Here is a 13,092-nt window from a genome sequence, read left to right as displayed (position 1 = left end):
GATTTTTACACCTTAAAACCTGACGCTTTTTTAAAAAAATTGATTAATAGCATTTCGAAGATAAAACATATTAAAGCTAGAATCTCTTTTTTTCGATAAGAAGTAGTAAAAAAAAGATTAAGCGTATAAGAGAAATCTCATTCAATCTTCTAACCTCTTAACATGAGTTTAATTATATTTTACAAGGCGCTAAAAAACAACCAATTAACACTATTTATAAGACTCTACTAAAACACCAGCACTCCACACACCAATAGAGCTATTATATTCAGCGTCTGTAAAGTAACCTAATCCATCATATTTGCCATTATACCATTTTCCCCCGTAATAACTTCCATCTTTAAAGAAGAATCTACCATCTCCTTGAAAAGAATTATTCACAAACATTCCAGAATATTTATCGCCATTACTAAACACATAAGTTCCTACATACATTTTACCATTCTTAAAAAAACCTGTAAACTTATCGCCATTTTCCCATTTAAAACGACCATATTTATTTTGACAATCTCCAGCTATACAGCCAAATGGTTTTTTGTTATCATAGAATGAATATGAAGCTACCAATACACCATCTTTATACTCTCCTTGACTCCATTTACCTTTTACATATTTTTTCCCATAACCATTAAGCTCTCCATTTTTAAACTGCCCTATCATCTCATCTTTAGTGTCGTTTTGATAAAAGTAAACTCCATAGCCATTTCTAGAGTCATCTTTCCAAGCACCTATATATTTACCTGCATCCTTCCAATCATATAAGCCATAACCATTACGTTTTCCATCTTTCCAAAAACCAGAATAATACCCATTATTGTATTGCCATTTCCCCCAACCATTATAACAATTACCGCTAACACATCCAGTAGATTTTTGTTCAGGTACTTGTTGAGGTGAATTAGGAGTTTTAACTTCTTGAGCTAAACCTATGCTTGTAATTAAAAAAAATAAAACAATTAATCTCATGACACAGTTTTTTAATGATTATACAATATACTTAGAATTGTTAAGACATATACACTCTTAACAAAAAAGATTAAGCGTAATGAGCAAAGCCACCACGCCTAATCAACAAATCTCAACAACAAGATTTAATTTGTAATTAGCTCTTTAATTACTTATTTAAATTATACGAATAAATAATATTTCCTTTGGCTTGATAATATAAATAGCCTCCAAACTCATCAACTTCGTATTCTGGCTTTTTGTTTTTTAGAATAATTTCTTTCTCTGCTAATCCAGTATCTTTATTAATTTTTATTAACCCAGCACCTTCATCCAATTTTGTTAAAATGAATTGAGCATTTTCTGTTGCTGATGTTGCTCTAAAGCGCTTGCTCATTTCATTAAAAGATGCTGTTGCTATAGCTTGAAAAGCATCTGCTTCTCTTTGTTTTTGAGCTCCATAACTATTGTATTGCCCAATGGCATTTCGATTTGCTCCAGCTTGAAAACTAGCGTCTGCCATCATAGCTGTTGATGATAATGCAAGTGCACTAAGAGCTACTATTGCTAAAGCACTTTTACCTGGAGATCTAAAATATTCATGAAATGATTCTGATCCTTCAAAATCTAACATCATCATATTTTGATCGGAAGTCAACAACAATCCATTCTTTCTAACTTCAATACTTGTTGGACTTTCTTTTTCTTCAAATTTGTAAGTAGCTAGTGTACTAATATCTCCTGAATCTTCATCGATGGCTACCAGTTCATTTCCTGTACTTATTAAATATCTTTTATGAGATTCATCATAAGTACTACAAACAGCTTTTGCTCTTTTATACTTTATTGGTTTAGACCAAATTGATTCTCCAGTATCTAGATTAATAATATTAGCATCACTATCAGTAATATAAATCATTCCTTGCTTTGTCAAAGCCATTGTATGAATGTTTTCACCTGTTTTTAAAGGCTTTTTAAACAATGGATTTCCATCAAAAGATATTTTATTAATACCACCAGATTGAATTCCGAATAAAATACCATCTTCCATTACATAGAAATGCTGTACATATCCTTTAGTTTTTGGTGCTTTTTCCCATAAATCTTCACCATTGTTTGCAGATAAAAATGATATATGACTTTGTGGTTTTGCCGAAGCTAACTTACCCAAACCTTTCTTTCCTGAAGGTGCTACATTACTAACTAAAGCAAGGCCTTTATCTGTAATTTGAAAATTAGACACCTTTCCTTTTAACTTCTTACCATCTGCCCATAACTTAGTTCCATTTTCGCTTATTTTATGAACTTCATGGTTTTTTCCTTTTAAAACAGCAGCATACATAGATTTACCATCTGCAGCAGGATAAACATAAGTTACATTTTTAAGGTCTAACATCCAGCTTTCAGCTCCTGTTTCGGCATCTATTCGATAAACACCTTTAGCTGTAGGAAGAATAATTCCGCCATTTATAATTTTAGGGCTTCCCGAAAGTACATTTGCTCCTTTTAATGCAAACAACTTTTCTTCAGCTCCTGTTTCCATATTATAAATACCAATAGCCTGTGTATATTTTTCTTTTGCTGTACGTTGTCCAGAAACAATTAATTTATTTTGCGGCATTATTAAGGTTGGTCTTTGTGCTGCTTTCCAACCATTAGACTTCGTGTCAAAAATACGCTTCCCTGACACAAAATCAATCACACTTTGCTTAGTTGATATACCACCAAAACCCGTTTGACCAACCATAACGTAAGGTGTTTTTGGCACAATAAACAATTCTTCTTGTTTTACTTTGCCATAATCATCAAAATTAAACACTAAACCTTCTTGACCAGGTTTTATACCTGCTAAACCATCTCCATGAGCAATTAATAAAACACCTGCATCAGTTAAGGTCATATAATCTATTTTACCTCCTAAGTCATATTGATAATCTGGTGTTTCTGCTCTTTGCGCATATGTTATAGTTGTACTAAAAACCAATGCAACTATTAGCATACTTTTTAAAGTATTAATTAGTTCTTTCATGACAAATAATATTTAGTTTATTGTCTATCTAAATTGAAAGAACCTTCAGTTATAGTCTTTAACGATTGGTCTCCATTAACATTTTTACCTGTAAACTCAAATGTTCCTTTAACTTTATCGTCTGTAATTTCAGCGACTCTTAATTCCCCTGCAACAGTATCGTCGTATGGCGCTTGCCAAATTTCGGTTGTAGAATTTTGAGGATTATTTATATCCACATCTGTTTCAGTATATGAGCCACTATTAAAAATATTAGCGCCTCCACCTAAAGGATAGGTACCAACACCATCAAAACCCACCACAGTAAAAGCAAAGGCATTACCATCGCTGTTTGATGCTATAATTATTAAATTTTGTCCTCCATTTGCTATAGTAGCTGAAGATGAAATAGGCATAGACTCAAAAGACGTACCATCAATTTTAGCTATTAACACACCATCTCCTGCGTTTCCTCCATCTCCACCATCATCACTACTTGAACATCCTGTAAATGTTACTAATGAAACTGTCATTAAAAGTAACATGATTTGCTTTAAATTTCTCATCGTTGAATATTTTAGAATTAATAACATTTCAAAATTGCAAAATATTAATAATCAAATCAATACGATGAATTGCGTATATTTAAGTAAGATATTCTGTACTTAACTAATCAAATACAGTGTGATATATAGCCATAATTATTACTACTATAATAATTATTGCTACAGAGCTTACAAAAAACTTTAAGCCCTTTTTAGATATTTGCTTCTGTTCTTCGATAGACTTATTATTAAACTCAGTAATAGTAGTATTATAACTTTTATTAGTTCCAACTGTAAATTTTATTATTGGATATCCAATTAACAAGCATAATATGCCTGCAAATTTACCTATAGCCTTTCCTGTTCTTCTTCCAAATGCGCTCTTAAAGAATCTATATAACTCTTTCTCAAAATCTGGCATAAAAGTCATCAATAAAAAGAAGGCGCTTAGTAAAAATAAAACTAAAGCTATAGTAGATAAAATGGTTCCCATTTTTTGAGCTGTATCTTCTTTTCCTTGTGGTTTAAGCTCGTAGTATTGATTACAATAAAGTGCTTTAAATACGTTCATATTCAATCTTATTGTTTTTTAATTATTCTTCTTACCAAAGTTTTTATTATACTCATCCACAATTTTTTGTGCTTCACTACTAATTTTCGATCGCTCTTCTTTGGTCAGAAAACTAAGTATCTCTCTCATTTTATCATTTGGAATATCACTATCCATCAAAACTCTACACTGAACTTTAGGAGTAAATTGCTTTCCAGTTTCCCTTATAAACATTGCTAAGTCTTTATAAATCTCAGTTTCAGCTTTACCAAAGGCTTTAAGATTATTATGCTTTTTCTTAAATAGATTTGTAACACAACCTTCTACATCTTGATCCTTTTTGCATTTGCTTATCTCAAGAGCTTCGCCTGTAAGTGTTTTTGATATATTATTATTTGAAGTAGAAGTATTCACACCAGTTGTTAATTGGTCAAATTCAGCTTTAGCAATAGGAACTAGTGGTTGCAACTTCATTAGTTTTGATGCTCTAAATGGTACACGATAATACTTATCACTTATACTAAAAAGAAAACTACCATCTGATTTTAGTAACTTAAAGTTTTTAATTTCTGGCTGCTCACCATTGACCACAATAAACAAATCCGTTTTTAACGAACCATCTCCTACAAACATTTTTCCCCAATAAGCATTATCCTCACTATATGGAAGCTTATTAATTTTATACACTCCTGGTTTTGTTTTCTCATACAAAAACCAATAAGTATTTTTAGAACCATTAGGCACCATTACAAACTTTTTACCATTAATGGTAATTAGTTTTGATTCTTTTACTGTGGTTAACTTCCCTTCACAATAAAACACAACATCTCCATTTTTATTTACATGTAAAACATTCTCTTCTTCACTCATCACTACCTCAACTGGATATGCCTTGTCTATATCACCATTAGAATAATTAACCAACTTAAGCACCTTTTTAGTTGCTGGTTCGTACATATAAAAATCTGAATTTATAAAATCTAAATGAACACATTTATTAGCAACGGATTCGTTTTTATCATTATAAATCCAAAATTCATCTCCTATAGTCTTTTTATAATAATACTTTCCTTTAAATGTAGCTGGAGCTGTTTGAGTTATGTTGTTTTTTTGTGATGCTTGTTTTAATGCTTTAAGTGTCGAATTGTTTACAAAACTCAAGTCATAATTAGAATCTCCAGTAGACTTACCATCTTTATATGTTAAAACTCTACTGAAAAATCTTGAACCTTTAAGTCCATTGTTATCTATATCTACTTCAGTTTTTTTTATCCAATTATTAAAAGCATCGTATTCATAATAAATTAAAGTTATTATCTTATTAAAGGGTGAACCATAAGTTGATTTCTTAATTAATTCACCTCTATTACCGTATTCGTATTTTTTACCACTCACACCTGGAAAAAAAGCATCTATAATTACACCTTTATCATTATACTTATAAATAGAAGGTCCATAAGGTGAGGTATTGTATTTTTCTATCAAACCATCTTTTACACTTAACTTCTCACCATAGTTCTTCTTATTTAGTAAATAATTTACATCTAGAACATCTTCTTCTTGTTGTAAAACTTGTGCATTTTCCGGCATGTAGAAATCTAACCCCTTAAACTTAAAACGTTTAAATTTTAGAACAGTTTCTTCTGTTTTCACATATTTAAAAGTTTTTCTAAGGCTAATAGAATAGAGGTTTCGGTCTGGTAAATACACATAAAGAGAAATACTTTTGGTGTTTAAATCCTTAGCAATAGTTTCTTGATAAATATAACCTTTACTAAACTTCCATTCTTTTATTGTCTCTACTTTTACTCTAGTTTTTTTTGATTCTTCATCTTCATTATCATACTCATACTCGACTACATTTACTACATTATTAGAAATATTAAAATCGCTATTCTTTATTCTAGTAGTATATTGATTTTGGGCAAAAACATTAGGAATTACAAATAACAAACACCAAAATAACCTCATATCTATATAATTTAAAGTATTACAAATTACTCAAAAAAAGACACAAAAGTAAATACGATGAATTGCGTATTTATTGAATAAGATATTTCTAAAACAGCATAAATGGATATTGCTTTTGAAGCTTAGTTTTTTTCGCTTCTAGATTTTGAAGGAATTTTTGGTGTGCCTCCGAATTTGAATTAAAAGGACGATGTGCTAAACCTTTTTGAATTGTTTCTACTTCATCCATTGTAGACATAGCATTTTCGTCAATCCAAACCATTTTAAAGCGTTCCCAAATATAATCTATAGCTAATGATGAAGGATGAATCATATCTTCAGCATAGAAACGATAATCTCTTAACTCGTCCATCATAAGCTCATAAGATGGAAAATAAAACCTACTTTTTCTTGGTTCAACAACTTGATGAATAGCAGTAATTAAATGCGACTTGCTTCTTTGATTCTCAACAAAACCATCTTTAATGTGGCGAATTGGAGATACTGTAAAAATGAAATTTGCATTTCTATTCACAGATTGAATTAAACTTATAATTGCCTCTAAACTTTCTTGAATTTCATCTACAGATAATAGCTCTTTAGTAAATTTCTTTTGTGGTACTTTATGGCAATTTGCTACAATAGTATCCGATTCAATATGGCGATACACCCAAGCTGTTCCTAGAGTAATTATGAAATGCTTTGATTCGGTTATTTGTTTACTCGTATTATCTATTGCATTATTTAAGCTTTGTAATAACTCTTCTTTTGAACTAGCACTTAATTGGGAATGTGCATCATAACAATGCCATTGTTCGTTATACTGAAATACCTCATCGTCCGAATAATAATCCTTATTTATAGCTCTTGTAATTAACTTTTCAATTGCTAAAGGATGAAATAGTATACCAAAAGGATTTAAAGTATTTTGAAATTTATAATATGATAATTTATTACCAATATTTTCAGTAAAACAAGAACCCAACAATAGTATATTAGATGTATAGTCTATTAAATTGTTAGACTGTCTTTGTAATGGTATTTTGGTTTGAAAATTCATTAAATGAAATCCTGAATCAAGTTCAGGATAACAACACTAATTTAAATAATCTTTTGCAGCATTTAATGCCTCAGTAATTCCATCAGGGTTTTTACCACCTGCAGTTGCAAAGAATGGTTGTCCACCTCCACCACCTTGGATGTACTTTCCTAACTCTCTAACTATTTGTCCAGCATTTAGTTGTTTTTCAGCAACTAAGTTTTTAGACACATAACAAGACAACAATGCTTTTCCATTATTGTTAGCTCCAAACAACACAAATAAATTATCTACTTCGCCACCTAATTCAAAAGCTAAATCTTTAATTCCTGCGGCATCCAAATCTACTTCTTTAGCTAAAAAGTTTACACCATTGATTTCTTGGATTTCAGACTTTAAGCTACCTTTTAAGTTTTTAGCTTTATCCTTTAACAAAGCTTCGATTTGCTTTTTAAGGTCGTTATTTTCTTGCTTTAAATCTGCTACCGATTTCACAGGGTCCTTAGCATTATTAAGCATATCTTTTATCTCGAAGAACGCTCTATTGTTATCAAAATAGAAATCTTTTACAGCATCATTGGTAATTGCCTCAATACGACGAATTCCAGCTGCCACAGCACCTTCCGATTTAATTTTAAAGTGCCAAATATCAGCAGTATTCTTTACGTGAGTACCACCACAAAGCTCCATAGATTGTCCAAATCTAATAGTACGTACCGTATCTCCATACTTTTCACCAAATAAAGCCATTGCACCTTCTTTTAGTGCTTGCTCCATGGTAACGCTTCTATTTTCTTCTAATGGCAATTTACCTTCAATACGTGCATTTACAAAGTTTTCTACATCACGTAATTGCTCTGTAGTTACTTTAGAAAAATGTGAAAAATCAAATCTTAAATATTTTGAATGAACAGCAGATCCCTTTTGCTCAACATGAGTACCTAGCACTTCTCTTAATGCTTGGTGTAATAAGTGTGTTGCAGTATGGTTACATTCTGTTCTATAACGTTGTTTTGCATCTACAACAGCTTTAAACGTTTCGTTTAAATGCTTAGGTAGGTTTTTAGCAAAATGAATAATGACATTATTCTCCTTTTTAGTATCTAAAATGTAAATCACATCACCATTTGGAGCTTCTAAATATCCTTTATCTCCAACTTGCCCTCCACCTTCAGCATAAAATGGTGTTAAATTGAATACTAACTGGTATTGCTCACCATCTTTTTTAGATTTCACTTTTCTATAGCGCGCAATCTTCACATTAGTTTCTAGGACATCATAGCCCACAAATTCTTGTTCAGTATCATCTACTAGAATCGTCCAATCATCAAATTTTATGGCTGTTGCTCTTCTTCCATCTTCTTTTCTATCCAACAAACATTTATCAAACTCTTCAACATTATACGTATAACCTTTCTCTCTTAAAATCAGTTCTGTTAAATCTTCAGGAAAACCATAAGTATCTTTAAGTTCAAACACTTTTGCACCAGAAACTTCTTTTTTATCTGATTTTTCCACAATGCGATCTAACAATACTAATCCTTGATCCAATGTCCTTAAGAACGACGTTTCCTCTTCCTTAATTACATTTTCAATCAATTGCTTTTGGCTTTTAATCTCTGGGAACGCTTGTCCCATTTTCTTACTTAAAATATCCACCAAACGATAGATAAATGGTTCTTTTTTGTTTAAGAACGTAAACCCATAACGTACAGCACGACGTAAAATTCTTCTAATTACATAACCTGCTCCATTGTTACTTGGTAATTGTCCATCGGCAATAGAAAACGCCACAGCACGAACGTGATCTGAAATTACACGAATTGCCACATCTACCTTTTCATCCTTACCATATTCTGTATCAGTAATTGTTTCTATTTCACGAATTAAAGGTGTAAATACATCAGTGTCGTAATTAGATTTCACGTCTTGCAATACCATACAAAGACGTTCAAACCCCATTCCTGTATCAATATGTTTTGCTGGAAGATTTTCTAAAGAACCATCAGCCTTACGATTGTATTGCATAAATACAAGGTTCCAAATTTCTACCACATGAGGATGGTCCATGTTAACCAAATCCTTACCATCAACTTTTGCTTTTTCTTCTGCCGAACGAATATCTACATGAATTTCGCTACAAGGTCCACAAGGTCCTTGGTCACCCATTTCCCAAAAGTTATCCTTTTTATTTCCCATTAGGATACGATCTTCTGGAATAATTGCTTTCCAAAAATCGTATGCCTCTTGGTCCATTGGGATGTTATCTTCTTTATCACCTTCAAAAACGGTTACGTAAAGAATGTCTTTATCTATTTTATAAACTTCGGTTAACAACTCCCAAGCCCAAGCAATAGCTTCTTTTTTAAAGTAATCGCCAAAACTCCAGTTACCAAGCATTTCAAATAGCGTATGATGGTATGTATCGTAACCAACCTCTTCTAAATCGTTATGCTTCCCAGAAACTCTTAAACACTTTTGTGTATCGGCAATTCTATTGTTTTTAGGTTGTGCGTTTCCAAGAAAAAACTCTTTAAAAGGCGCCATTCCCGAATTAACAAACATTAATGTTGGGTCGTCTTTTAAAACCATTGGTGCAGAAGGCACAATACTATGTTTTTTATTTTCAAAAAACTCTAAAAATTTAGATCTTACTTCTTGAGATTTCATGTAACTATGTTAAGCTTGTTCTAATAAATTGCTCAATACTGTGAAACAATTTATATATTTGTTCGTTGTTCAATTAATTCTGTTAGTTAACTACAGAATATATTCGCAAAAATAGAACTTTTTAAGTAATGTCTAAGGTAAAATATTATTACGATTCAGAAACGCTTTCTTACCGCAAAATTGTGCGTAAAAAAAGAACAACTGCAAAGTATGTTTTTGTGTTTTTACTAGCTGCTGCTTTGTTTGGTTCTGGCTTCGTTTTTATTGCTGGTCACTACTTTGAATCACCTAAAGAAAAAGCCCTTACTCGTGAATTAGAAAACATGCAAATTCAGTTTGAACTGTTAAATAGTAAAATGGATGAAGCTGAAATGGTTTTATCTAACGTTGAAGAAAGAGATAACGCTATTTACAGACATTATTTTGAAGCAAACCCAATTCCTGAAGAACAACGTAAACAAGGTTTTGGTGGTGTAAACAGATACAAAAAATTTGAAGGCTACGATAATTCAAAACTTATTATTAGTAGCAACAAACGTATTGACGAATTACAAAAACGCATTGTAGTACAATCAAAATCTTTAGACGAAATTGCTGTATTAGCCGAAGATAAAGAGAAATTTTTAGCTACAATTCCTGCTATTCAACCTGTGAAAAATGAAGATTTAACACGTATGGCTTCTGGTTACGGTTATAGAAAAGATCCTTTTACAAAGGTTAGAAAATTCCATTACGGAATGGATTTTACGGCTCCAAGAGGCACTCCAATTTATGCCACAGGTGATGGCGTGGTAAAACGTGCTGATGCAGGTTCTTCTGGTTATGGAAGACATATTAGAATAGATCATGGTTATGGTTACGTGAGCTTATATGCTCACTTATACAAATACAATGTCAAGAAAAATCAAAAAGTTAAACGTGGTGACTTAATTGGTTTTGTAGGCAGTTCGGGACGCTCGGAAGCACCTCATTTACACTACGAAGTATTTAAAGATGGGCAACGTATAAATCCTATAAACTTCTACTATGGCAACCTATCGCCTAAAGAGTTTAATGACTTATTATTAAAAGCTTCAGTAGAAAATCAATCTTTAGACTAATGCATATTGAATTACCAGAAAAACGTTATTATGGTATTGGCGAAGTAGCCAAAGCATTTGGTGTAAACACTTCTTTAATACGATTTTGGGAAAAAGAATTTGATGTATTAAAGCCTAAAAAAAATGCTAAAGGTAATCGTAAATTCACTCCTGAAGACATTAAAAACCTTAAGTTTATTTACCACTTGGTAAAAGAAAGAGGGTTTACTTTAGAAGGTGCAAAAACGCATTTAAAAGAAGGCAAAAAAGACTCCCTAAATAATTTCGAGATTATTAGTAAATTAGAAGACGTTAAAAATCAACTAATTAAAATTAAAAATCACTTGTAACATTTTGAGATTATTCTCAACTTATCTATAATCAACTTTAAAACACATTTATATTATGAAAAAGTGGCTACCATGGATTATTGTGGCAATAATTGCTATAGGATTTTATTCTAAAGGAAAAGGTTTTTATAACGATGCAATAGTTCAAGAAGAAAAAATTGGTGAACAATGGTCTAAAGTTGAAAGTGCATATCAATTACGCAGTGATTTAATTCCTAATTTAATGAAGGTTGCTGAACGCTATGCTGAATATGAACAAGAAACCTTTAAAATAGTAACTGATGCACGTTCAAAAGCTACAAGTATTCAAATTGACCCATCAAATATAACACCTGAACAGCTAGAGCAATTTAAACAAGCTCAAGGGAGCATGACCTCTGCTTTATCAAGGTTATTAGCGGTATTTGAGCGCTATCCTGATTTAAAAGCTAACGAAAACTATAAAGAATTAATGAACTCATTAGATCGTGTTGAAAAGCGCATAAAAATAGAGCGCGATCGTTTTAATGAGTCAATTACACCTTATAATGAATTAGTAAGAACCTTCCCTAATAACATATTAGCTTCAATTTTTGGCTTCGAAAAGAAAGAGCGTTTTAATGCTGACGAAGGAGCTGAAAAAGGCGTTGATGTTAATGATTACAAATCAGATAAATAGATAACTATGTCTGTTGTAGAAGACTTCTTGACGCATCAAGAGGAACAAGAAATTATTGAAGCAATAAGAATTGCCGAAAAAAACACTTCAGGTGAGATTCGTGTACATATCGAAAATCATAATAATGGCAACTCTGAAACAAGAGCGTTAGAGGTATTTCATTATCTAAAAATGGACAACACCAAGCTACAAAATGCTATTTTAATTTATGTAGCTGTTAAAGACAAGTGCTTTGCTATTTATGGTGATAAGGGCATTAATGACGTTGTTTCTAACGATTTTTGGGACGCTACAAAAAACATAATTGTGCATCAATTTAAATTGGGAAATTTCAAACAAGGTTTAATAGATGGTATTTTGAGTGCAGGAAAGCAATTAGAAGCACATTTCCCTTGGCATCATCATGATGAAGACGAATTACCTAACGAAATTTCAAAAGGCTAATGAAATTTATTAAACATATACTTCTTTTCAGTTTCTTGTGTTGCGTACAATTAAGTTTTGCTCAATTTAACATACCTGAAAAACCAAAAGGCAAAGATCAAACAAGCGTTTACGATAATATTAACTTATTATCGAGCTCACAAAAGAACACGTTAGAACAAAAACTTATTAAATACGCCGACTCTACTTCAACTCAAATAGTAATTGCAATTATTAGCACAACAAATAATGACGACATTTCTATAGTTGGCGCAAGATGGCTAGAAAAATGGGGGATTGGTCAAGCCGATAAAGACAATGGAATATTAATAACTTTAGCTAAAGATGATAGAGAAATAGACATTAATACTGGTTATGGTATAGAATATAGACTTACAGACATTGATGCCGAACGTATTATTAATCGTGTAATTATTCCAGAATTTAAACGTGGTGACTTTTATAGTGGTTTAGATAAAGGTACTGATGCTATGATACAAATTTTAAATGGCGAATTTGATGGTGAAGAACATAATAATTCAAGTGAGTTTCCTATTGGCATAGTAATTATTCTATTATTCGTATTTATTATTTTTATTATAGCTATTTCGTCTAACAGACGAGGTAAAGGTGGTGGTGGAAATAGAGGGAAACGCTCTGAAGACATAGACATTTTAGAAGCTATTATTTTTAGTAATATGGGACGAGGGAGTTATGGTAGAGGTTCAAGTAGTGGTGGTATTTTTGGGAGTGGTTCAAGTGGTGGCTTCGGAGGAGGTGGATTCTCAGGTGGCTTTGGCGGTGGAATGGGAGGAGGCGGAGGTGCCTCTGGAAGTTGGTAAACAAAAAAGCCCATAAATAAATACTTATGAGCT

The 13,092-nt window shown here is 31.9% G+C and carries 12 protein-coding genes; 5 read left to right on the top strand and 7 right to left on the bottom strand.

What is annotated here, in order from left to right; translation table 11 throughout:
• Positions 1 to 210 precede the first annotated feature (210 nt).
• The 7 genes from ACLII3_RS09380 to alaS all read right to left on the bottom strand — a co-directional run bounded on the left by ACLII3_RS09380 (position 211) and on the right by alaS (position 9,707).
• Positions 211 to 966, bottom strand: coding sequence for a hypothetical protein (locus ACLII3_RS09380; protein ID WP_412983973.1), 756 nt, complete (start codon positions 964 to 966; stop codon positions 211 to 213).
• Positions 967 to 1,114: 148 nt separating this feature from the next.
• On the bottom strand, positions 1,115 to 2,974 hold the full coding sequence (locus ACLII3_RS09375) for a PQQ-binding-like beta-propeller repeat protein (RefSeq protein ID WP_412983972.1): 1,860 nt from the start codon (positions 2,972 to 2,974) through the stop codon (positions 1,115 to 1,117).
• A 17-nt stretch (positions 2,975 to 2,991) separates the two neighbouring features.
• Positions 2,992 to 3,519, bottom strand: a complete 528-nt coding sequence (locus tag ACLII3_RS09370; RefSeq protein WP_412983971.1) for a DUF6252 family protein — start codon at positions 3,517 to 3,519, stop codon at positions 2,992 to 2,994.
• A gap of 103 nt (positions 3,520 to 3,622) precedes the next feature.
• A complete protein-coding gene (locus ACLII3_RS09365; RefSeq protein WP_412983970.1) occupies positions 3,623 to 4,069 on the bottom strand; it encodes a hypothetical protein in 447 nt (148 codons plus the stop codon).
• An 18-nt stretch (positions 4,070 to 4,087) separates the two neighbouring features.
• Positions 4,088 to 6,019 (bottom strand): hypothetical protein, encoded by a 1,932-nt coding sequence (locus tag ACLII3_RS09360; RefSeq protein ID WP_412983969.1) that lies wholly within the window; start codon positions 6,017 to 6,019, stop codon positions 4,088 to 4,090.
• 88 nt (positions 6,020 to 6,107) lie between these two features.
• Positions 6,108 to 7,058, bottom strand: a complete 951-nt coding sequence (locus ACLII3_RS09355; protein WP_412983968.1) for a GSCFA domain-containing protein — start codon at positions 7,056 to 7,058, stop codon at positions 6,108 to 6,110.
• A gap of 36 nt (positions 7,059 to 7,094) precedes the next feature.
• Positions 7,095 to 9,707: an alanine--tRNA ligase gene (alaS, locus tag ACLII3_RS09350; RefSeq protein ID WP_412983967.1), complete on the bottom strand. Its 2,613-nt coding sequence runs from the start codon at positions 9,705 to 9,707 to the stop codon at positions 7,095 to 7,097.
• A gap of 128 nt (positions 9,708 to 9,835) precedes the next feature.
• On the opposite strand from alaS, the gene ACLII3_RS09345 reads away from it, so the two are divergent.
• The 5 genes from ACLII3_RS09345 to ACLII3_RS09325 are packed head-to-tail and all read left to right on the top strand — an operon-like array spanning position 9,836 to position 13,059.
• Positions 9,836 to 10,807 carry a M23 family metallopeptidase gene (locus ACLII3_RS09345; protein WP_412983966.1) on the top strand — a complete coding sequence of 324 codons (972 nt, stop codon included), beginning with the start codon at positions 9,836 to 9,838 and terminating at the stop codon, positions 10,805 to 10,807.
• The gene (locus tag ACLII3_RS09340; RefSeq protein ID WP_412983965.1) at positions 10,807 to 11,136 is read left to right on the top strand and encodes a MerR family transcriptional regulator; all 330 of its coding nucleotides are present in this window, start codon (positions 10,807 to 10,809) and stop codon (positions 11,134 to 11,136) included. The genes ACLII3_RS09345 and ACLII3_RS09340 overlap by 1 nt, the downstream gene beginning before the upstream one ends.
• Before the next feature lie 55 nt (positions 11,137 to 11,191).
• Entirely contained in the window at positions 11,192 to 11,794 is a 603-nt protein-coding gene (locus ACLII3_RS09335; protein WP_412983964.1) for a LemA family protein, read from the top strand.
• Positions 11,795 to 11,800: 6 nt separating this feature from the next.
• Positions 11,801 to 12,238, top strand: a complete 438-nt coding sequence (locus ACLII3_RS09330) for a TPM domain-containing protein (protein WP_412983963.1) — start codon at positions 11,801 to 11,803, stop codon at positions 12,236 to 12,238.
• Positions 12,238 to 13,059: a TPM domain-containing protein gene (locus ACLII3_RS09325; RefSeq protein ID WP_412983962.1), complete on the top strand. Its 822-nt coding sequence runs from the start codon at positions 12,238 to 12,240 to the stop codon at positions 13,057 to 13,059. Before ACLII3_RS09330 ends, ACLII3_RS09325 begins: the two co-directional genes overlap by 1 nt.
• The last annotated feature ends 33 nt before the right edge of the window (positions 13,060 to 13,092 follow it).

Origin of the sequence: Pontimicrobium sp. IMCC45349, from assembly GCF_047219225.1 — a bacterium.
In the GTDB taxonomy this organism is placed as follows: Bacteria; Bacteroidota; Bacteroidia; order Flavobacteriales; family Flavobacteriaceae; genus IMCC45349.
This window is presented reverse-complemented; position numbering and strand designations above follow the sequence as displayed.